This window comes from Salipiger bermudensis (assembly GCF_020171625.1).
Classification (GTDB): domain Bacteria; phylum Pseudomonadota; class Alphaproteobacteria; order Rhodobacterales; family Rhodobacteraceae; genus Salipiger; species Salipiger bermudensis_B.
The window spans coordinates 1-21717 of the sequence record NZ_JAIUZY010000017.1 but is presented as its reverse complement, the minus strand read 5'-3'; the positions used below and the strand labels follow the sequence as shown (position 1 = coordinate 21717).

Below are 21717 nucleotides of genomic sequence, written 5' to 3'. Positions count from 1 at the left end.
TCACATGACAGAAGAAACGCGCCCCTCCCCGGATGCTCTCCTCCGCGAAGCGGAACGGGAGGGGCGTGGCACGCTGAAGATCTTTCTCGGCGCCGCACCCGGCGTCGGGAAAACCTACGAGATGCTGCTCGAAGGCGCCGAAAAGCGCGCGGCGGGGCGCGACGTGGTCATCGGGATCGTCGAGACCCACGGGCGCAAGGAGACCGAAGCCTGCGTCGCGTCGCTTCCGGTGATTCCCCGCAGGGGGCTGCTCTACAAGGGGCAGATGCTGACCGAGATGGACATCGACGCCGTCCTCGAGCGGCGCCCGGAGATCGCGCTGGTCGACGAGCTTGCCCACACCAACGCGCCCGGCAGCCGCCACCCCAAGCGCTGGCAGGACATCGAGGAACTGCTCGCCGCCGGCATCGACGTGATGACCACGGTGAACATCCAGCATGTCGAGAGCCTGAACGACGTGGTGGGGTCCTTCACCCATGTCCGCGTGCGCGAAACGGTGCCCGACAAGGTCTTCGAGCACGCCGAGATCGAGCTGATCGACCTGCCGCCCGAGGATCTGATCGTCCGGCTCGAGGCGGGCAAGGTCTACGTTCCCGAGCAGGCGGCGCAGGCGCTCGACCACTTCTTTTCCAAGGGCAACCTGCTGGCGCTGCGCGAACTCGCGCTGCGCCACGCCGCGCAATATGTCGATGCCCGGATCAAGGAACATCAGGGGGTCACCGGCCGGGACGGCTATGGCGGCGGGCAGCGGGTGCTGGTGGCAATCTCCGAGGCGGCAGGCGGCGAGCAGGTGGTCCGGGCCGCGAAGCGGCTCGCGGACGCGCTGCGGGCGCCGTTGATCGCGCTTTACGTCGAGACGCCGTCGGCCGCCCGGCTCAGCGATGCGGAGAAGACCCGGCTCGCGCGCACGCTGGCCCTGGCCTCGTCGCTCGACGCCGCGCTGCAGTCGGTGCCCGCGACCTCCGTCGCCGAAGCCGTCATCGCGCAGTGCCGCGAGACGCGGGCGACGCAGCTTGTGATCGGAAGTTCGCGCCACGCCGGTCGGGGCATTTTTCCGGTCCGCCGGTCGATCGTGAAAGCCCTGATCGACAGGACCAACGGCGTCGCCGTGCATGTCGTGCCGCTGGCGGCGGAGTGTCGGGCCGATGATTGGCGGCGCTACCTGCCCAGAGCCCCGTTCACAGGGGATATCGTGGCGCTCGGAGCGGTGGCGGCCACGACCCTCGCGCTCTTCGTCGCAGAAGGCTGGGTCGGTCGTGGCCCGATCGACATGCTCTACCTCGTGCCGGTGATCGCAAGCGCGAGCTTCTTCGGCTTCCGCTCGGGGCTTGTGGCGGGCATCGCCGCCGGCATCGCCTACAACTTCTTCTTTCTGCAGCGCGTCTACACCTTCATCATCTACGGCCCCGCGAACCTCATTACGGCGATCCTGCTGGTGATCGTCGCGATCATCACCGGCCAGCTCGCCGCGCAGGCGCGGGCGGCAGCGGCCTTCGCGATGCGCAGCGCGCGCGAGAACGCAGCGCTCGCCCGGTTCGCAACACGCCTCGGGGCCGCGTCCGACACCTCCGAGACGGCGCAGATCGTCTGCGACGAGGTCCGCTCCATTCTCGCCGTGCAGACGATGATCCTGCACGGGTCGGGCGAGGGCGTGAAGATCACCGCCTCGGGACAGACGCGGCCCGAGCTCAGCCCGGTGGACAGGGCGGCTGCCGAGTGGGCCTTCGAGCATGGCGAGGCCGCGGGGCGCGGCACCAACACGCTGACCGCGAGCGACTGGCAGTTCCGCCCGCTCAAGACCGCGCTCGGCACGCTGGCGGTGCTCGGGCTGCGCAGCCCGTCCGGGCGCGTCGCCGTCCCGACGGAGCGGGCGGCGCTCGCGGAGAGCCTGATCGATCAGGCCGCGCTCGCGCATGAGCGGCTCAAGCTCGAGACCGACATGCGCGAGATGGAGGTGGTGCGCCAGCGCGACAGCCTGCGCGCCGCGCTTCTGGCCTCGCTCAGCCACGATCTCAGGACGCCGCTGACCGGCGTGACAGCCGCCGCCGCGGCGCTGTCGGCCAGTGGCGAGGATGCCGAGCTGGTCGAGACGGTGCGCAGCGAGGCGCGTCGGCTGAACCGGTTCCTCTCGGACCTGCTCGACCTGACCCGGATCGAGGAGGGCGCGGTCACGCCCGATCTGCAGCCCATCGACCTGACCGACGCGATCACCTCGGCCATCGCGGACCTCGCTTCGGCGCTGGACGGGCGCCGGCTCGAGACATCGATCGACCCGACCCTCCCGCTCGTGCGGGCCGACGCCGTGTTGCTGCACCACGCCATCCTGAACCTCGTCGACAACGCGTTGAGATACGCGCCGGACGACCAGCCGATCGAGGTGGTCGCGCGCATGGGCCGGCGCGGTCCGGTGATCGACGTGCTCGATTGCGGCCCCGGCATCCCGCCGGGCAGCGAGCAGCGCATCTTCGACCGGTTCGCACGCGGCGAGAGCTCGGACCGCACCGGCGGCTCGGGGCTTGGCCTCGCCATCGTCAAGGGGTTCTGTCAGGCGATGGGGTTCACCGTCGAGGCCGCGCGGCGACAGCGCGGCGGCTCGCGGTTCACCATCCGGATGCCGCCCGAAACGATCGTTCAGGTCTCGATGGAGGACATTGCGTGAGCCACCATATCCTGATCGTCGACGACGAGATGCCGATCCGCAGGCTGCTTCGCGTGTCGACCGAGCGCAGCGGCTATGTGACCGAGGAGGCCGCGAGCGCCGCGGCGGCGCTTCAGGCGCTTGCCCGCGCGACGCCGCGGCTCGTGCTGCTCGACCTCGGCCTGCCCGACCGCGACGGTCTCGAACTGATCGGTCCGTTCCGCGACAAGGGGGTGGCGATCATCGTGCTCACCGCCCGCGAGGGCTCGAGCGAGAAGGTCGCGGCGCTCGACCTTGGGGCCGACGACTACGTCACCAAGCCTTTCGACAGCGAAGAGCTTCTGGCGCGCATACGCTCCTGCCTGCGCCGCGCCGATCGCAGCGCCGGTGTGCGGCGGCGGGTCGGGGTCGGCCCGGTCGAGATCGATCTCGACGCGCACAGCGTGCGCAAAAGCGGGGCCGAGATGAAGCTCACCCCCAAGGAGTTCTCGCTGCTGGCGGAACTGGCCGCTCATCCGGGCAAGGTGCTGACCCACACGCATCTCCTGCGCGCGGTCTGGGGGCCGGCGCACACCGACAACGTCGAATATCTGAGGGTCACCGTCAGATCGCTGCGCAAGAAGCTCGAGGACGACCCCTCGCTCCCGACGCTGATCCTGAACGAGCCGGGGGTGGGGTACCGCCTGTGCGAGCCGAGTGCGCCGGGCGGCAGCGCGGCGTCTGGCTGACGCTGCGACTGAGCTGCCGTCTATCGCTTGGAGAGACGCCCCTCGACGCTTTCTGGGCGAGGCGGGGTGAGCCGTCAGGGGCGCGCCCGCCGCATGTGTCACAGGCGCGATGCTGCCTTTCCCCAGGCGGTGCTGGGGCGGAGGTAGCGGCGGTCGCGCGCCGCCCCTCATTTGTCACCGTGGCGAGGTCGCCTTTTCGCGCGCGGTGTTCGGATAGCCGTACCGGGGGTCAGAGCGGTCCTTCGATGTTCGTAACGCCGCCTCGCGCATGACGCCGCCGGGGCAGTTCCAGCCGCCGGGTGCTTATCCCGGAAAGGCCGTCAGGCGGAGGATCACTCCGGCGCAAGGTCCTCGACGAGGACGAACCGCTCCCAGACGATCTGCATGTTCGGGGCGAACCCGCCATTCCTCTCGAAATAGCCGCGATGCCCCGCGCGCCACTCCTCGAGACTGTCATCCTCGCCTTCTGCGAGCGCCATCTCCTCGGTCACCTCATCGAACCGGCACTGGATCAGCTCGACGGTCTCGATCACCAGCGCCGGCGTGTCGTCCCAGTTGAGACAGATATCGCGCCTGCCGATCTCGGGGGCGGGCTCTCCGTTGTCGAAGTCCCGCAGCGCGCTGCAGGTCGCCACCTTCTTTCCACGCTGCACGAGGGACACCAATGCGCTGGACAAAGCGGGACCGTCGCCAAACTTGAACGTCTGCGCCGAAGGGTAGCGGAGTTTCAGCGCTTTCAGGGTCTCTTTCATCTCACCGGTTCCTTGCCCGAGCTTGCGAATGCCACATCGCACGAATGCGTAGGCAAATTATAGGCTTATGCCGACCCTGGCCAGCCGCGTTTCCCCCGACCGCATCAGCGCAATAGAGGCAGGCTGCCGCACAGTCGGTCGACCGCCTTTCGCGGCCCGGCCAGCAAGATCGCCTGTGGCGCGTGGCCGGCCAGCGGCGCGGCGGCGATGCGGGCGGTATAATCGGCATAGTCCCGCGCCTCGAAGGCCGCGCGCATGTAGGCCAGCCGCAGCGGAAGGTCGGCAGCCGCGGCGAAGAGCGCCGGAAGCTCGGTCGCGGGGGCGCCAAGGACGGGTAGGGCGACGGTCGTGATGCCCGCGAGCACCTCACCGTCCTGCGTGGGGGTGTCGGCGCCGATCAGATCCGGGCGCAATCGCCCAAGGCTCATTCCGAGAATGGCGGCGAAATTGGTCTTCAGGCCGGTCGGCAGGGTTTCATCGAGAATGATGACGGGTTTCAGAGACATAACAGGTTCCTTTCGGCCCCTGCCATGCCATGCCGCGTGTCGGCGGGATTGGACGAAATTGACCTCAGTGCCGGATCAGGGCGCCGGGCGTCACACCGTAATGGCGGCGAAACTGCCGGATCAGATGCGGCTGATCGCAGAATCCGGCCGCGACGGCAGCCTCGGCGGCGGGGGTGCCGTCCAGCAACAGGCGCCGCGCGAGATCCACGCGGCTGCGCAGCACATGCCCGTGCGGCGTGAGGCCGGTGGCACGGGTGGTGCTCCGGATCAGGTAGGAGGGGTTCAGCCCGACTTCGCCCGCCAGATCCGAGAGGCTCAGCGTATCGCCCGCAGCTACACCGGCCTCGATCTGGTCCAGCAGGTTGCGAATGGCGGTGGGCTCGCGGCCCGGCTGGCGCAACTCCGCGCGGCCGTACTGGGCGAAGGCCTGCGCCAGCACCTCGTGCACGGCCTCCTCGGCCATCAGTCGGCGGTCGGTTGCGCTGGGCTGGTTGAGGCTCCGGGCCAGCCGCTCGAGCGCCTTGGTCAGCGTCAGGCCGCGATCCTGCGGGGCGATCTCGGCAAAGCCACGCAGGTCCCGCAGACCCAGAACCGCCCGCACCGCCGCCTCGGAGGCGTAGAGCATGTTGTACCGCACCCGACCGGCGGAGGCGTGGCCGGTATGGGGCTCTTCGGGGTTCATCAAGGATAGCGAGCCGGCGGGCAGCACCATGCGCTCGCCGCGGCACAGATAGCCGCCCGCGCCCTCGGCGATCGCACCGATGGCAAAGCCCTCATGCGCGTGGCGGGCGAAGGTCTGGGTGCTGAATGCGGCCTCGAACAGCTCGATGCCGTGGAACCAGCCCAGATGGTGATAGCGGTTGCGCTGCATGACGCGGCCATATCACCGCGGCATCCGTGCCGTGAAGAGGTCACCGGCCCTCGGAGCGGAAGGTCGCTGCGCGGTCGTGGGCGAAAGCGACCGGCTGGCTGACCGATACCCCTCAGCCTGCACCGGCGCGCGTCCGATCAGGGCGACGGGCGCATCGCGATGACCTGCCGGACCTGCTCGATCAGCCAGCGCAGCGCCGGATCCGTGCGCCGGCGTTTCGCAAAGATCGCGACGAAGCGGATCGTGGGCGTCGCGACGGGCGCCGCCGTCACCTCCAGACCGGCGCCGGTGTTCTGCAGGCACCGCCGTGCCACGGTCAGGATCAGGTCGGTGCCGCGAACGACCTGCGGCGCCACGGTCCAGTGCGGCAGGACCAAGGCGATGCGGCGATGCCTGCGATGAGCGCGCAGATGCAGATCGAGCTCGGTCGCCGCCTCGCCATGAACCGCCGCGAGGACATGGGGCGCGGCCCAGTAGCGCTCTTCGGTCAGGCCGTCATAGGGCTGCGGCTGGGCCGATGGGTCAAGGAGACAGGCATAGTCGTCCTCGAACAGGGTCTCTGCCACGCAGCGGGAGGACAGATCGGGGAAGACGCCGAAGGCCATGTCGATCTCGCCATCGGCCACCGCGCTGCTCATGCCTTCGCGGCTTTTCTGCGTGACCACGAGGTCGATGCCGGGCGCCTCCGCGCGCAGGCGCCGCATCAGCTCCGGAAGCAGCAGCGCGGTGCCGAAGTCGGACATGGCGAGGCGGAAGACATGTCGTTCGTGCGGATCGAACCCCTCGGGCGCCAGCACGGTGCGGATCTGCGCCAGCGCCTCGGCCAGCGGGGTCGACAGCTCGAGCGCCCGCAAGGTCGGCTCCATCTCGCGCCTGCGGCGGTGGAACAGGGGATCGTCGAGCAGGATCCGCAGCCGCGCGAGCGCATGGCTCACCGCGGGCTGGCTCATGTTTAGCCGCTCGGCGGCCCGCGACAGATGCCGCTCGGCCAGAAGCGCGTCGAGCACAACGAGCAGGTTGAGGTCGATGGCACGCAAATTATTCATGACGTGCATATTACGGCGATGAAGTCGAATTTCAAATGCGCCGCGCGATGGGCCACAGGAAGGGAAAAACCGAAAGGATCCTGTCATGCCGTTTCTTCCCCTCGTCATCATCGCCGCCCTCGCCGGAGCCGCCGTGCCCTTTCAGGGCGGCGCCAATGCGGCGCTCGGGCGCGCGCTTGGTCATCCACTCTGGGCGACGCTCACGTCGCTCGCGATGAGTGCGCTGTGCATCCTGCCCGTCCTGCTCATCCTGCGCGTGCCGCTGCCGACCCTTGGGGGCCTAGCGGGGCAACCGAAATGGATCTGGATCGGCGGTGTGGCCGGCGTGGTCTACGTGACCGCCGCGCTTCTTCTGATGCCGAAGCTGGGGGCGGCGAGCTTCATGATCGCCGTGATCGCGGGGCAGGTGGTCGGGGCGCTGCTGATCGACTGGACGGGCGGTGTCGGGCTGGCGGCGCGGCCGGTGGACGCGACGCGGCTGGCCGGGACGGCGCTGGTGCTTCTGGGCGCGGTCGTGGTGCAGTGGCCAGCGGTGTCGCGGTGAGCGCTCGCGCCTTGGGCGTCACAACCCGGGGTGCGGGGCAGGGTGCGAACCGGCTGCGACGATTGCCGACGATGGGCATCCAAACAAAGCGTCTGCCGGCCCCACGGGCCGACCAAAGGCGAACCGCCGCCCCGGAAAGGGGGCGGCGGCTGTCGTTTGATCAGGACGCAAGCATCCCGTGCGGGTCGAGCACGAACTTCTTCGCAACGCCGCTGTCGAAGCTCTTGTAGCCTTCGGCCGCCTGATCCAGCGGGATGATCGTCGCGTTGACGATGTCCGCGATCGGCAGTCGGTCGTGCAGGATCGCCTGCATGAGCTGGCGGTTGTACTTCAGCACCGGCGTCTGACCGGTATGGAAGCTCTGCGCCTTGGCCCAGCCGAGGCCGAACCGCATCGACAGGTTGCCGTGTTTCGCCGCATCGTCCTCCGCGCCGGGATCCTCGGTCACGTAGAGACCGGGAATGCCGATGCCGCCCGCCACGCGGGTGATCTCCATCATCTGGTTCAGAACGATGGCCGGTTGCTCTCCGCCCGAATGGCCGCGCGCCTCGAAGCCCACCGCGTCGATCGCCGCATCGACCTCGGGCGAGCCGGTGATCTCGGCGATCATCTCGGGCAGGTTGTCGCCCTTGGAGAGGTCGACCGGGGTGAAGCCGACCTTGGCGGCATGGTCGAGACGCTCCTTGTTGAAGTCGCCGATCATCACCACCGCGGCGCCGAGGATGCGCGCCGAGGCCGCCGCAGCCAGCCCGACGGGGCCCGCGCCCGCGACATAGACCACGGAGCCCACGCCGACGCCGGCCTGCAGCGCGCCGTGAAACCCGGTGGGCAGAATGTCCGACAGCATGGTCAGGTCGCGGATCTTGGCCATCGCCTGATCCCGGTCCGGGAACTTCAGCAGGTTGAAGTCGGCATAGGGCACGGTGACATAGCGGGCCTGACCGCCGATCCAGCCGCCCATGTCGACATAGCCATAGGCGCCGCCGGCGCGCTCGGGGTTCACCGTCAGGCACACGCCCGTGTCGCCCTCGCGGCAGCACCGGCAGCGGCCGCAGGCCACATTGAAGGGCACGGAGACGACATCCCCGACCTCCAGCATCTCCACGTCTGAGCCGGTCTCGATCACCTCGCCGGTGATTTCATGGCCCAGCACGAGGCCCGGCTCGGCGGTGGTGCGACCGCGCACCATGTGCTGGTCGGAGCCACAGATATTGGTCGAAATGACCTTGAGGATGACTGCGTGCTCCAGCTTGCGCCCGTCCGGGGCCTGGAGTTTCGGATCGTCGATCTTCTGAACCTCGACGGATCCCGGGCCAGTGTAAACCACACCGATATTGCTCATGTGCGTCTCCTCCATAGATCTTGCACAGGCGAGGCACCGCATGTCGGCATACCAAGGGATGCAGGGCCTCATCCGGAGGACGATATCTGCGCCGGGGCGGATCACATGGCGGGAAGCGACATCGCCACGCGCACCAGCGACAGGACGATTTTCCGTTTGGTCCGAGCGCGCGGCCCGGGGCGGCCTGTCTTGTGTCGGGAGCAGGGGAAGTGGTCAGCGCTTGGCGAGGCTTGCCGCAGGGGGCGAAGGCTTCGTCTGGAGAAGAGGGACGGTGTCGCTGCGCCGTTCTCCACAGTCCGCTTGGCGGGACGGAGCGGACGCCGGCATTTAGCGGGTATGGCCCGTCCGTTTTCCTACTGCGAAGGCTGGCCTATGCCCGTCTTGCCGAGAGCGGCCTGCCGGATGTCCGTCGGGTTTGGCGCACGTCAGAAACGAACGGATCGTGACGAGCGATATCGATCGGCGCCGCTGGATTTCGCTCCGAGCCCGGACCTGCGGGAAAGCGACAACGAAAACGACGAGTGCCCGGAGACGTCGATATCGACGCCTCCGGGACTTGGGTGCCTCAGGGGGGAGGACACGCACGTGTCGGCCACCGGGGCCGCCGACACTTGCCTAGGGATGCCGGATCAGAAGAACCCGAGTTTGTTGGGGTTGTAGCTGACCAGCATGTTCTTGGTTTGCTGGTAGTGATCGAGCATCATCTTGTGGTTCTCGCGTCCGATGCCCGACTGCTTGTAGCCGCCAAAGGCCGCGTGGGCCGGGTAGGCGTGGTAGTTGTTCACCCAGACGCGGCCCGCCTCGATCTCGCGGCCGAAGCGGTAGGCGCGGGTGCCGTCACGGGTCCAGACACCGGCGCCAAGGCCATACATCGTGTCATTGGCAATCGCGAGCGCCTCTTCCTCGTCCTTGAAGGTCGTGACCGACACGACCGGTCCGAAGATTTCCTCCTGGAAGACCCGCATCTTGTTGTGGCCCTTCAGGATCGTCGGCTGGATGTAGTAGCCGCCGGAGATGTCGCCGTCGAAGCGCGCTTCGGAGCCGCCGGTCAGAACCTCGGCGCCTTCCTCGACCCCGATGGTCAGGTAGGATTTGATCTTCGCCTGCTGCTCCGCCGAGGCCTGCGCGCCGACCATGGTGTTGATGTCGCGCGGGTCGCCCTGAACGATGGCTTCGACGCGCTTGATGCAGCGGGCGATGAACTCCTCGTAGATGTCTTCCTGGATCAGCGCACGCGACGGGCAGGTGCAGACTTCACCCTGGTTGAAGGCGAACAGGACGAAGCCTTCGACGGCCTTGTCGAGATACGCATCATCCGCAGCCATCACGTCGGAGAAGAAGATGTTGGGGGATTTGCCGCCCAGTTCCAGCGTCACCGGGATCAGGTTCTTGGTGGCGGCCTTCATGATGATGCGCCCGGTCTCGGTCGAGCCGGTGAAGGCGATCTTGGCGATGCGCGAGCTTTCCGCCAGCGGACCGCCGACCTCTGCGCCCATGCCGTTGACGATGTTGAGCACACCATCGGGCAGAAGATCGGCAATGCACTCCATCAGGACCATGATCGCCGCGGGCGTCTGTTCGGCGGGCTTCAGCACGATGCAGTTGCCGGCGGCCAGGGCAGGGGCGAGCTTCCATGCCGCCATCAGGATCGAGAAGTTCCACGGGATGATCTGACCGACCACGCCGAGCGGTTCGTGGAAGTGATAGGCGACGGTGTCGTTGTCGATCTCCGACATGCTGCCTTCCTGCGCCCGCAGGACCCCGGCGAAATAGCGGAAGTGATCGACGGCAAGCGGGATGTCGGCGGCGGTGGTCTCGCGGATCGGCTTGCCGTTGTCCCAGGTCTCGGCGGTGGCGATCAGCTCGAGGTTCTCCTCGATCCGGTCGGCGATCTTGAGCAGGATGTTCGAGCGTTCGGCGGCGCTGGTCTTGCCCCAGGCATCCTTGGCGGCATGAGCGGCGTCGAGGGCCAGTTCCACGTCTTCGGCGGTCGAGCGGGCGATGTCGCAGACCTTGGCGCCGGTGATCGGTGTGACGTTGTCGAAATACTGACCTTTCACCGGGGCGACGTATTTGCCGCCGATGAAGTTGTCGTAACGAAGCTTGAAGGGCGAGGTGTAGTCGCCGGCAACTTGCGTCATCTCATTCATGGTAAGTCTCCTCCATATCTACCGGTCCTCCACCGGGAATGGAGACAGGATGACAATGAGAGGGGGCGCTGTCTGCCGGGCGGACCCGGCCAATGCGCGGCGGTTGTCTCAGGAGTGAGACAGGTGGGGCCCGCTATTCGCCGATGCCGAGCCGTTTCATCCGCCGATAGAGCGTCGCACGCCCCACACCGAGATCGCGCGCCGCTTGGGAGACGTTGCCTCCGCTCCGCGAGAGGGCGCGAATCACGGTGGCACGTTCGGCCTTCTCGAACCCGGTCGGTCCGTCATCGCGGCCAATCAGGTCCGACGCCGGCACGGCCCGCACCGGCCCCGCGGTGCCGAGACCGAAGCTCACGCGCGCGCCCCGCGTCGCCCCGATGACGAGGTCATCGCGATCCACGGCCAGCAGCATGGCCTGGTCCGTGTCGTCGTCGTCAGCCACGATGATGCGCGCGTCGGCAAAGGCCGCCCGGAAGCAATCGGTCTCGATCTGGCGCGCGGTATGGGCCACCTGTGCGGCGATCAGCCGGTTGATCGCCTCGGTCTGGTCGGCCCGGGCGGACGACACGTCGAGCGCGCCGATCAGATTGCCCTCCGGCCCGAAGACCGGCGCATCGATGCAGCTCATGTTGGTATTGCGCGCGTGAAAATGCTGATCGCGGTGAATGATCACACGCCGGTTGTCGGCGATGCAGGTGCCGATGCCGTTGGTGCCCTCGGAGGCTTCGGACCAGTCCGATCCCGGCGCCAGGCCCCAGGCGTCGAACACCGACCGGTCCGCATCCGACACCCGCACATCCAGCACGACGCCGTCCACATCGGTGAGCAGCACGCCACAGCCGGAGCTGCCGACAAGCTGGTACAGGTGGTCGAGCTTGGGGGATGCGATGCGACGGATGTTCTCGGCCCGTTCGCGTCGCTCGGCAAATTCGGTGTCGGAAACGCGCTGCACCCCTTCGCACCGTCCCGGGTCCAGCCCGTGATGATCGAAGGACCGCCGCCAAGAGGCCGCAAGCCGGGACCGCGCCGCAGCGCCCGGGTCCTTCGCGGTCTCCACCACGCGCTCGATATGAGGTTTGCCGTGCTTCATCGCAACCTCCCCCTGAGCGGTGCATATACCGGCATTTCGCACGTCTGGGAAGGTTCCCGATCATTGCCGCAGGCGGGGGGCGAGGGGTTGGCCAGTGACCGCCCCACGCCTGTCGGCGGGGGCGGCTGTCACCGGACACGCGGCTGGTCGGGGTCATGCCGCGGCCCGGCGACAAGTCCACGACCCCGGGCCGGAGATCGTGGAGGCCGAGGGAGAGGGCCTGACGGCCTCAGCTCATTCGTAGGTCGGCAGACCCGCCTCTTCGAGGGTGTCGCGGCGCATCTCGAGCCACCGCTCGGTCTTTTCGCCGGCGGGCACGTCGGCCACCTTTTCCCAGGCCGAGGCGAGGAGGTCCTGCCGCGCGAGCAGCTTGTCATTGTTCGCCTGCGCCGCGTCGCTCCAGAGCCCCTGTTCCTTCCAGAACCGGATGGCCCCTTCGTGGTAGGGCAGCACCCACTCGAAATCCTGTCGATCCGGGGCCCATCCGATCATCGCAGGCTCGATCTTGACGTAGGCGTCGAACTGCTCGTTGATCGCCTTGGTCAGGTTGTAGGCCAGATCGGCGTCCTGATCGGGGTAGCCGACGACGACCGGGAAGGGGAAGCCGGCGCAGGCGACGGGGTTCTCTTCCGACAGGTTGGGCCCGAGCGTCCCGCGGCGCGGCGAGAACTGCGGCTTGATCGCCTGAAGCCGCGCCCAGCCCTCGGTGTCGGATTCCGGCAGCGACAGCCAGTCCAGCCCGGCGGGCGAGGCCGCTGCCTGCTGGGCAAGGCTGGTGGTGGTGATCGTGGTGATGGCGTCGACCTGACCGTTGATCAGGGCTTCCCACGAGGCGCCGAAGCTTGCGACCTCGACCGGCTCGACGTCCTCCCAGCCGAGACCGCCGAAGGCGAGAAAGCCCGCGACGTTGCTCTGCAGGGCAGGGGCGCCGACGACCATGGCCACGCGCTTGCCGCGCAGATCCTCGACCGTCTCGATGCCCGCGTCGCCCCGCAGCGCGAGGGTGAAGCAGTTGTCGGAGTTCGAGCCGATGAGCATCCGCAGCGGTTGCGGTCCGATCTCTGGCGCCGCGAAGGCCTCGGTGCCTTCCGCCGCGTTGAACGATTCCGAGCCCACGATGCCGAACTGGACACGTCCCTGCCGGACCGGGATCAGCCGCGCCACGTCGGAGGTCGCCGGCAGCACGCGCAGCGAGGTGTCATAGGCATTTCCCAGCGCCGTGCCGAGCGCGACGGCCTGGTTGTAGGACGCAGCGCCCACGTCATAGGACGTGACGGCGAGGGTGTTCGGAAGCTCTGCTTCCTGCGCCATCAGCGCCGAGCTGGGCACCACCGTGAGAAGCGTGGCGGCCGCAAGGCCGAGCATATGTGTTGCGGTCATTGTGTTTCCTCCCTGAAATGCGTCACGTCGCGGTCGCGACCTGACACCGACCTCGATCCGCCGGAGAAGCAGGTCAGACACGGTATGGATGCGCAGGGTCGGACTTTCCGTCAGTCGCCGAGCCGACCCGGTGGACCGGGCAAGCGCCGTCGATCCCGGCCGGTAGACCGAGTGCGTGAACGAAACGCCCCGGCGCGTCGCCGTGGCCTTGTCTCATTCCGGACGTGTGTTCCGAACCCCTCCGCTTCCTGCGCGCCTCCATGCGCAGTGTCTGAACCCATCCTCCGGTGGGTCGCCCCGAGCTTAAGGGCAGGGCGGCGATCGCCGATCAGCGAAAGTCGCTCATTCCGACAGGCGGAATGCTCCGGTGGGCAGTCGCCGTAGACCCCTTCGCGGCGCGCGGTCAGCCCGAGGTGGTCTGGTTCAGCCGCGTGAGGTCTTTCGAGATCTCCCGGGAGGCATCCTTCAGGACCGGCCCGTAGGTCTCGCAGGCGCTGCGCAGCGACGGAAAGGCAGAGATGAAGTAGGTCAGCCCGAGGCTGGCGACCACGCGGTCGTGCTCGTTGTAGATCGGCACGGCGATGGTGTTGGAATTGCGCGGCTGCGCGTCGGGCGACCTGACCGCGTAGCCCTGTTCGCGCGTGACCGCGATCAGGCGGTCCACGGCCTCCGGACTTTGGGCGAGCCGGTCTTCCGGATCGTCGGAATTGCGCAGCATCCGGACGATCAGATCGCGCTCCTCGGCGGGCGTGAAGGCGAGATAGGCCAGCCCCATGCCGCGCGTCAGCAGGGGCAGGCGCATGTTCACGGTCTTGTGGAAGGGCGACACCGAACTGTCGGGCACGGTGCTGAACCGGACCACGACCGCGTCGCGGTCCAGCAGCGAGATCGAGACCGGCCACTGGTACTTGCGCGTCACCGCGATGGCCCAGGGGCGCCCGGCTTCGACGACCATCGGCTCCTTGTGATAGCCCGAGCTGAGGGAGGAGACCAACGCGCTGAGCTGGTAGCCGCCGATTCGGGGATCGTTCTCGACGAACCCGGCATGTTCCAGCGTCTGCAGGATCCGCACGATCGTGGGTTTGGGCAGACCGGTCCGGGCATGAAGATGCCGCACGGTCGTGTAGGGCTGCATGTTCATTTCCTGCAGCACCCGCATGGCGCGCTCAATCGACCTGATCGTCATTCTGTCCCCATCCCCTTCGCGCCCCGCGCATTTCGCTGGGCGAAATAGTCCTGAGCGCAGTTTGTCCCAAGCGCAGGTCGACTTCTAGGGTCCGTGGGCCGGACGATGACGGACGCCCGGGGCCGGGATCCGCGGGATCTCTGTCCATGGCCCGGTGCCGCCATCGCCGAGAGCGGCAGGGTCGATCCTGCTGCCGCGAAGGGAAGAGGGACCATGACGAACAAACATATGCGGCTTGTCGAAACCCGGGGCACGGGCGGTCCGGAGGTTCTGCACATCGTCGAGGGGCCACGCCCAAGCCCCAAGCGGGGCGAGGTGTCGATCCGGGTCGTCGCTGCCGGGGTCAACCGGCCCGACGTGCAGCAGCGCCGCGGGCTCTATCCGCCGCCGCCCGAGGCCTCGCCCATCCTGGGCCTCGATGTCGCGGGCTATGTCGAAGAGATCGGCCCCGACGTGCAGGGCCTTGCGGTCGGCGATGCGGTCTGTGCCCTCGTCAACGGCGGCGGCTATGCCGAGCTCTGCTGCGTGCCCGCGGTCCAGTGTATGCCGGTGCCGCTCGGGTTCAGCTTCATCGAGGCGGCCTCGCTGCCCGAGGCCTATTTCACCGCCTGGAACAACCTCATCTGGCTCGGCCGCCTTGCGGAGGGCGAGACCGTTCTCATTCAGGGTGGCACGTCCGGCGTGGGGATGGCGGGGATCCAGATGGCCCGCCAGCTCAGCAAGGCGACGGTGCTTGCGACCGCCGGCAGCGACGAGAAGCTGCAGGTCTGCCGCGACATCGGTGCCCATGCCGCGATCAGCTACAAGGGCCCGTGGGACGAGGAGGTGCGGCGCTGCACCGACGGCGCGGGCGTCGATGTGGTGCTCGATGCGCAGGCCGGGGACTATACCCAACGCCAGCTCGACCTGCTGAAACCCGACGGGCGCCTCGTCTTCATCGCCAGCCATCAGGGGCCGACGGCAGAGGTCAACATCCGCGCCATCGTGAGGCGGCGGCTGACACTGACCGGCTCGACGCTGCGGCCCCGACCGTCCGACTACAAGGGCCGGATCGCGTCGGATCTGGTGGAACGGGTCTGGCCGCTGCTCGAGGACGGGCGGATCGTCACCCGCATCCATCAGGTCTTCGCTTTCGACGACGTCCGGTCCGCGCATGAGGTGCTCGACCGCAATGACCAGATCGGCAAGGTCGTGCTGGCGGTGGACACCGCGCAGGCCGAACAGCGACCGCGCCCGCAACAGGAGACCATCCCGCAATGATCACGGTTGAACAGCCCGCCGACATGGCGGCCCATGCAGGCCAGCGGATCGGCCATTCGGACTGGATGCGGATCGATCAGGAGGCGATCAGCGCCTTCGCGCGCCTGACCGGGGACGATCACTGGATCCACGTAGACCCGGAGCGGGCCAGCCGCGATATGCCGGGCGGCCGCACCATCGCGCACGGGCTGCACATGGTGTCCCTGATGCCGCGCCTGCAGCGCGAGATCTACGCCATCCGCAAGCGCGGTCGCGGGCTGAACTACGGATACGACAAGATCCGCTTCGTCGCGCCGGTGCAGGTCGACAGCCGCATCCGGCTGGCGCTGACCGTGGTCGAGGCCGCGCCCCATGCCCGCGGCACGCGGCTGGTCTGCGATGCGACCATCGAGGTCGAGGGGATGGACAGGCCCGCCGTCGTCGCCCGGCATATCCTGCTTCTCGAGAACGGCTGACGGAGACCGCCATGACGCACACGGACACGGACGAAGGCCGCCTCCTCGCAACCCTCCTGCAGCACGGGCTGACCCGACCGGACGCCACCGCGCTGGTCTGCGGATCGCAGGTGCTGAGCTGGGGCGAACTGCGCCGACAGGTGCTTGCCACGGCAGGGGCCATTGCCGCCGGCCGCGACGGGCCGGTGGGGCGCATCGCGCTGCTGGGCAGCGCCGATGCCGGGCTGGTGGTCGCCTATCTCGCGGTGGTGGCGGCGGGCGGCTGCGCTGTGCCGCTGCCGGTCTCGGCCCATCCCGATGCGCTGATGACCATGCTGCGCGACTGCGAGCCGGAGCTGATCTTCGTGCAGGACGGATACCGCTCGCTGCTGAGCGAGGGCCATCCCGGCGCGGTCGTGGAGATCGGCGCCGAGGGCATCGCGCCCGAGTTCACCGATCAAGCTCAGCCGCTGCAGGACGCGATGGTGCCTGCGGGGGACGCACCCTTCAACATCATCTACAGCTCGGGCACGACGGGCAGGGCCAAAGGGATCGTGCACTCTCACGCGATGCGCTGGCGGCAGGCCGCGCGGGCGCTGTTCGGCATGGATGCGGAGAGCACGCTCCTGCTGGCGACACCGCTCTATTCCAACACCACGCTGATGCCGATGCTGGCGGCGCTGTTCCACGGCTCCCGCGTCATCATGATGCCCAAGTTCGACGCGGAGGGCTATCTCGACCTGGCCGAGCGCGAGCGCGTGACCCACACGATGCTGGTGCCCGTCCAGTACCGTCGCATCCTGTCGGTGCCCGGCTTTGCCCAGCGCGATCTGTCCAGCTTCCGGCTCAAGCAGAGCACCGGCGCGCCTTTGCCCGCCGCCGACAAGCGCGAGATCCTCGACACTTGGCCGGGCCGGTTCCTCGAGGTCTACGGCCTGACCGAGGGGGGCTGCACCTGCATCCTCGACCTGTCGGCCTTCCCGGACAAGGCCCACACCGTCGGGCGCCCCGCCGCGGGAAACGAGATCCGCGTCGTCGACGAGGACGGGCGCGATCTTCCGCCGGGCGCGCGCGGTGAGATCATCGGCCGCTCGGTCACGATGATGTCGGGGTATTTCCGCAACGCCGAGGCGGACCGGGCGATCTATTGGACCGACACCGACGGAACGGTCTATCACCGGACCGGAGACATCGGCATGTTCGACGACGACGGCTTTCTGGTGCTGCTGGATCGCAAGAAGGACATGATCATCTCGGGCGGGTTCAACATCTACGCCTCCGACCTCGAGGAGAAGCTGCTGGGCCATCCCGATGTCGCCGAGGCCGCGGTGATCGGCATCCCGAGCGCCAAGTGGGGCGAGACGCCCCTCGGCCTCGTCGTCTGCCGCGAGGGGACAAGCCCGGACGTGCAGCAGTTGCTCGACTGGACGAACGGACAGGTCGGGCGGATGCAGCGCCTGTCGGCGATCGAGATCCGCGCCGAGCTGCCGCGCAACAATGCCGGCAAACTCCTCAAGCCGGAACTGCGCAAACCCTACTGGCCGGCGGACGCGTAACACGGCGCCCCACTGGGGGATCGCCGGGGCAGGGCGTGGCATGTCTGCGGCCTGCACTGGTATCCTGAGGCATCGCCCGCGGGAGCGGAAAGACCCCGGACCCAGCACCGCCCGGCAGCGCTCTATTGATGTCGGGCTGCGGTGTGTTTGTCGGAACCTGTTACTCGGCCGGACGGGTGGGCACCTGGCCCAGCGGGATCAGCGTCATCACCGTCTCGTCTTCCTGATTGCTGACCGTCACCTTGGTGCGCACGACCCCGTATTCGGGGCGGGTCTTGTGCAGCCCGGTCGACACGACCTCCCGCGTGACCTTCAGCCGGTCGCCGGGGCGGACGGGGCGCCGCCCGGCAACACGCCTTTGCCGCCGGGCGCTGGTATCTCCGTCGAGCCTTCTTACTCGGCCGGACGGGTGGGCACCTGACCCAGCGAGATCAGCGTCATCACCGTCTCGTCTTCCTGATTGCCGACCGTCACCTTGGTGCGCACGACCCCGTATTCGGGGCGGGTCTTGTGCAGCTCGGTCGACACGACCTCGCGCGTGACCTTCAGCCGGTCACCGGGGCGGACGGGACGCCGCCAGCGCAGCTCGTCGATGCCCATCCCGACCATCGGGGTCTTGCCGTAGCCGCCCGCCTCAACGAACAGCCGCATCGACAGGGCCGCGATCTGCCAGCCGCTGGCGATGACGCCGCCAAAGCGCCCGGCCGCCGCCGCTTCGGGATCGGTGTGCATCGGTTGCGGGTCGTTCTCCCGCGCGTAGCGGATGATGTCGTCCTCGGTCAGCTCGACGGCTCTGCTCTCCCAGGTTTCGCCGATGTTGAAGTCCTCGAAATATCGCCGCACGGGTCGTCCTTTCCTCTCATTTGCGCTGCCCTTCGGCAGGGGCGGCCGCCCCTCGGCGCCAACGCGCCGGGCCGCCACGGATGTCTCGTCTGACCGATCATTGCGGCGGCCTGCCGGCCGACGACACCTCCCACACCGGGCATTCCGCCTGCCGGAATGTTCCCCGCGACATGTTGAGATGACCCCGCCCCGAGGACAATCAAGGTGCACTTCGCGAGCGAAGACTCTGACACAAGGGAAGGACGGAACTCTCATGAGCACGGAAACACGACGCGCCCGGGTGCGGGAGATGATCGCAGGGATCGACGAGACGCGGGTCGACGCCCTCATGCAGGGCGCCGTCGACCTGCACGTCCATTCCGGCCCCTCCATCATGGACCGGCAGGTGGACCATTTTCAGGCCGTCGAGCAGGCCGCCGAAGCGGGCATGAAGGGCATCCTGTTCAAGGATCACCACTACTCGGTGTCGCCGATCATCCCGATCATGGAGCGGATGCTCGGAGACCTCGGCGTGTCGATGTTCGGCGGCCTCGTGCTGAACAACTCCACCGGCGGGTTCAACCCTGCGGTGGTGGATTCGATCCTCAAGCATGGCGCCCGGCTGATCTGGATGCCGACGGCGCATTCGGCCAACCACATCCGGACCAATTTCCGCAAGTCGCGGCTGGCCTCGAACGTGCAGCTGCGCGCGCCGAAGCTGCTGACGGTTCTCGACGACAACGGCAACATCAAGGACGAGGTCAAGGAAATCCTCGACAGCATCGCCGAGTTCGACGCGATCCTGTCCTCGGGCCACCTGCACGTGTGGGAAATCTGGAAGCTGTTCGAGGAAGCCAAGGCGCGGGGCGTCAAGCGGCTCATCGTCAACCACCCGATGTACGGCCTGCACTTCACCCATGACGACATCCGCGAGATCGCGCAGACCTACAACGCGCTGATCGAGCAGTCGGCCTGCCTGTATATCGACAGCCGGTTTAACGTCTTCGAACCCGAGGATCTGGCCGCCGACATTCGCGCCGCCGGCGTCGAGCACAGCTCGATCGGGTCGGATCTGGGGCAGGTGGACAACCCCACGCCGGTCGAGGGGATGCGTCAGGCGATTGCACTTTGCCTCGCTCTGGGCTTCACGGATGACGAAGTGCGGCTGCTGGTGCGGGACAACCCCTCGCGACTGGTGGACATCCCCCTGACCTGAGGGTCGGGGGCCGGAGCGTATGACGAGGCAGCGGGAGGACAACATGGAAAAGACAGAGACCAACAAGACCCCGGCGGATGAGCTGGCGGAGATTGGCGAATTCACCCTGCGCTCGCCGGGCGGCGCCGGAAAGTGGCTGGTGCGCATCGCGACGGTGATCATCCTCGCGCTGGCGGTGAACCAGACGTTCAACCTGCAGCTTCTGGTCGGTTACACGCTGGTGGACCTGCGGTTCTACTACGCGATCCTCGCGCTGTCGCTGGGCATCGGTTTCCTCGTCTATCCGGCGTCGGGGGGCACGAACGACCACCGTGTCCCCTGGTACGACTGGGGCTTTGCCGCAGCCGCGCTGGGCGTGTGCGCCTATTTCTTCGCCAACGCGATGAACATCAGCCTGCGGGGGTGGGAGATGGCGCCCCCCGAGACCGCCGTGTGGTTCTCGTTCGCCCTGTGGATTCTCGTGCTCGAGGCCGGACGGCGGGCCGGCGGCCTGCCGCTGGCGATCATCGTTGGGCTGATGTCGCTCTATCCGCTCTATACCGAGTATCTTCCGGCGGCCATCGCGGGCTTCCCCTCGCCGCCCTCCTATACCGCGGCCTATCATGCGATGGGCTCGGAGAGCATTCTGGGCATTCCGCTGCGGACCTTCGCCAGCCTGATCATCGGCTTCATCGTCTTCGGGGCCGCCCTGCAGCAGACCGGGGCAGGGGCGTTCTTCATGAACCTCTCCTTCGCGCTTCTGGGCCGGGTGCGCGGCGGGCCGGCCAAGGTGGCGATCTTCTCGTCCGGCCTGATGGGCTCGATGAGCGGCAGCGTCATCACCAACGTGCTGACCACCGGGGTGATGACCATCCCCGCCATGCGCCGGATCGGCATCCGCGGCACCTTTGCCGCCGGGGTCGAGACCTGCGCCTCGACCGGGGGCACGCTGATGCCGCCGGTGATGGGGGCGACCGCCTTCGTCATGGCCAGCTTCATGAACGTGCCCTACGGCACCGTCGCGCTGGCGGCGATCATTCCCTCGGCGCTCTATTTCTTCGGCCTGTTCGTGCAGATCGATGCCATGGCCGGGCGCGAGAACATCAAGGGCCTGCCGGCCGAGGAACTGCCCTCGGTCTGGAAGACCTTCAAGGAGGGCTGGTACTACATCTTCGTCTTCGGCCTGCTGATCTACATGCTGCTGGTGATGCGGCGCGAGGCGCTGGCGCCCTATTACGCCACGCCGCTGCTGATCCTCCTGAACCAGCTTCTGTCCAAGAAGCACCGGTGGGGCTGGCGGGAGCTCGGGGCCTTCATCGACAGTCTCGGCACGCTGTTCGCCAATCTCGTGGCGATCCTCGCGGCGGTCGGCATGATCGTGGGCGCGCTGTCGATGACGGGTGTCGCCGCGACGCTGGTCAACGACCTGCTGCGCATCGCGGACGGCTCGGCGATCTTCCTGCTGGTGATGGGCGCGCTGACCGGCCTGATCCTCGGCGTCGGCATGACCTCGACCGCGGCCTACATCTTCCTCGCCATCCTGCTCGCGCCGGCGCTGATCGAGGTGGGGCTGAACCCGATGGCCGTGCACATGTTCATCTTCTACTGGGGGATGCTGTCCTTCATCACCCCGCCGGTGGCCTTGGGCGCCTTTGCCGCGGCCTCGATCGCGCGCACGCCGCCGATGCAGACCGGGTTCGAGGCGATGCGGATCGGGTCGGTGATCTACTTCATTCCGTTCTTCTTCGCCTTCCAGCCCGCGCTGGTTCTGGAGGGAACGGTGGCGCAGATCGTGATCTCGACCTCGCTTGCCTTTGCGGGCACGGCCCTTTTCGCCTGCGCCGTGCAGGGCTACGTTCCCTTCGTGGGTCCGCTGTTCGAGCGCCGGCCCTATGCCTTCCCGCTGCGGCTGCTGCTGTTCTCCTCGGCGATCCTGATCGCCCTGCCGGCCACCATCGTGCCCGGCTGGAGCGATCTGGACCTCGTGGGCGTGGCCCTGGTGGTCGCGCTGCCGATCCTGGTCTTCGCCTTCTGGCAGAACCGCCGTCAGGTCCCGGCATCGCTGTCCTGAGGAGCAAGACACCGGCGCACGGGACAGCCGTGCGCCGCAGGGGAGCGGAACACTCCAGACCTGACCACGAAGGCCCCACCTGCCGCACCAACAGGCGAGGCCTTTTCGTGTCACCGGCAATATGGCGGGAAGATATTGCGAGGGCG

General features: G+C 67.7%; 19 protein-coding genes. 8 read left to right on the top strand and 11 right to left on the bottom strand.

Going from position 1 to position 21717, the window contains the following annotated elements; all coding sequences use genetic code 11:
- Positions 1-4: 4 nt before the first annotated feature.
- A complete protein-coding gene (locus tag LCM15_RS20730) occupies positions 5-2659 on the top strand; it encodes a sensor histidine kinase (protein ID WP_224859736.1) in 2655 nt (884 codons plus the stop codon).
- Positions 2656-3366, top strand: a complete 711-nt coding sequence (locus LCM15_RS20725; RefSeq protein ID WP_224859735.1) for a response regulator — start codon at positions 2656-2658, stop codon at positions 3364-3366. The genes LCM15_RS20730 and LCM15_RS20725 overlap by 4 nt, the downstream gene beginning before the upstream one ends.
- 332 nt (positions 3367-3698) lie before the next feature.
- On the opposite strand, the gene LCM15_RS20720 is transcribed toward LCM15_RS20725, so the two are convergent.
- The 4 genes from LCM15_RS20720 to LCM15_RS20705 form a co-directional block, all read right to left on the bottom strand.
- Complete coding sequence (locus LCM15_RS20720; protein WP_224859734.1) at positions 3699-4118, bottom strand: ASCH domain-containing protein; 420 nt, start codon at positions 4116-4118, stop codon at positions 3699-3701.
- Between the two features lie 104 nt (positions 4119-4222).
- Positions 4223-4624, bottom strand: a complete 402-nt coding sequence (locus tag LCM15_RS20715; RefSeq protein WP_224859733.1) for a DUF2000 domain-containing protein — start codon at positions 4622-4624, stop codon at positions 4223-4225.
- A 64-nt stretch (positions 4625-4688) separates the two neighbouring features.
- The gene (locus LCM15_RS20710; protein WP_224859732.1) at positions 4689-5495 is read right to left on the bottom strand and encodes an AraC family transcriptional regulator; all 807 of its coding nucleotides are present in this window, start codon (positions 5493-5495) and stop codon (positions 4689-4691) included.
- Positions 5496-5632: 137 nt separating this feature from the next.
- Positions 5633-6541, bottom strand: a complete 909-nt coding sequence (locus LCM15_RS20705) for a LysR substrate-binding domain-containing protein (RefSeq protein WP_224859731.1) — start codon at positions 6539-6541, stop codon at positions 5633-5635.
- Between the two features lie 85 nt (positions 6542-6626).
- On the opposite strand from LCM15_RS20705, the gene LCM15_RS20700 reads away from it, so the two are divergent.
- Entirely contained in the window at positions 6627-7085 is a 459-nt protein-coding gene (locus LCM15_RS20700) for a DMT family transporter (RefSeq protein WP_224859730.1), read from the top strand.
- Positions 7086-7245: 160 nt separating this feature from the next.
- On the opposite strand, the gene fdhA is transcribed toward LCM15_RS20700, so the two are convergent.
- The 5 genes from fdhA to LCM15_RS20675 all read right to left on the bottom strand — a co-directional run bounded on the left by fdhA (position 7246) and on the right by LCM15_RS20675 (position 14233).
- A complete protein-coding gene (gene fdhA / locus LCM15_RS20695; RefSeq protein WP_224859729.1) occupies positions 7246-8427 on the bottom strand; it encodes a formaldehyde dehydrogenase, glutathione-independent in 1182 nt (393 codons plus the stop codon).
- A gap of 629 nt (positions 8428-9056) precedes the next feature.
- A complete protein-coding gene (gene adh / locus LCM15_RS20690; protein ID WP_224859728.1) occupies positions 9057-10577 on the bottom strand; it encodes an aldehyde dehydrogenase in 1521 nt (506 codons plus the stop codon).
- 133 nt (positions 10578-10710) lie between these two features.
- On the bottom strand, positions 10711-11667 hold the full coding sequence (locus LCM15_RS20685) for a GAF domain-containing protein (protein ID WP_224859727.1): 957 nt from the start codon (positions 11665-11667) through the stop codon (positions 10711-10713).
- A gap of 234 nt (positions 11668-11901) precedes the next feature.
- Positions 11902-13047: a TAXI family TRAP transporter solute-binding subunit gene (locus tag LCM15_RS20680; protein WP_224859726.1), complete on the bottom strand. Its 1146-nt coding sequence runs from the start codon at positions 13045-13047 to the stop codon at positions 11902-11904.
- Positions 13048-13450: 403 nt separating this feature from the next.
- Complete coding sequence (locus tag LCM15_RS20675) at positions 13451-14233, bottom strand: helix-turn-helix domain-containing protein (protein WP_224859725.1); 783 nt, start codon at positions 14231-14233, stop codon at positions 13451-13453.
- Positions 14234-14446: 213 nt separating this feature from the next.
- Here LCM15_RS20675 and LCM15_RS20670 point away from each other — a divergent pair, with 213 nt between their 5' ends.
- From LCM15_RS20670 to LCM15_RS20660, 3 genes are read left to right on the top strand one after another with little or no spacing between them, the layout of a single operon-like run.
- The gene (locus tag LCM15_RS20670; protein WP_224859724.1) at positions 14447-15493 is read left to right on the top strand and encodes an NAD(P)H-quinone oxidoreductase; all 1047 of its coding nucleotides are present in this window, start codon (positions 14447-14449) and stop codon (positions 15491-15493) included.
- Positions 15490-15948 carry a MaoC family dehydratase gene (locus LCM15_RS20665; RefSeq protein WP_224859723.1) on the top strand — a complete coding sequence of 153 codons (459 nt, stop codon included), beginning with the start codon at positions 15490-15492 and terminating at the stop codon, positions 15946-15948. Before LCM15_RS20670 ends, LCM15_RS20665 begins: the two co-directional genes overlap by 4 nt.
- A gap of 11 nt (positions 15949-15959) precedes the next feature.
- The gene (locus tag LCM15_RS20660) at positions 15960-17483 is read left to right on the top strand and encodes a class I adenylate-forming enzyme family protein (RefSeq protein WP_224859722.1); all 1524 of its coding nucleotides are present in this window, start codon (positions 15960-15962) and stop codon (positions 17481-17483) included.
- Between the two features lie 160 nt (positions 17484-17643).
- Here LCM15_RS20660 and LCM15_RS22805 read toward each other — a convergent pair whose 3' ends face one another.
- Both LCM15_RS22805 and LCM15_RS22855 read right to left on the bottom strand, forming a co-directional pair.
- Positions 17644-17778 carry a hypothetical protein gene (locus LCM15_RS22805; RefSeq protein ID WP_263619746.1) on the bottom strand — a complete coding sequence of 45 codons (135 nt, stop codon included), beginning with the start codon at positions 17776-17778 and terminating at the stop codon, positions 17644-17646.
- 98 nt (positions 17779-17876) lie between these two features.
- The gene (locus tag LCM15_RS22855; protein WP_224859721.1) at positions 17877-18326 is read right to left on the bottom strand and encodes a MaoC family dehydratase; all 450 of its coding nucleotides are present in this window, start codon (positions 18324-18326) and stop codon (positions 17877-17879) included.
- A gap of 253 nt (positions 18327-18579) precedes the next feature.
- On the opposite strand from LCM15_RS22855, the gene LCM15_RS20650 reads away from it, so the two are divergent.
- Complete coding sequence (locus LCM15_RS20650) at positions 18580-19521, top strand: DUF6282 family protein (protein WP_224859720.1); 942 nt, start codon at positions 18580-18582, stop codon at positions 19519-19521.
- Between the two features lie 43 nt (positions 19522-19564).
- Positions 19565-21571: a TRAP transporter permease gene (locus tag LCM15_RS20645; protein WP_224859719.1), complete on the top strand. Its 2007-nt coding sequence runs from the start codon at positions 19565-19567 to the stop codon at positions 21569-21571.
- The last annotated feature ends 146 nt before the right edge of the window (positions 21572-21717 follow it).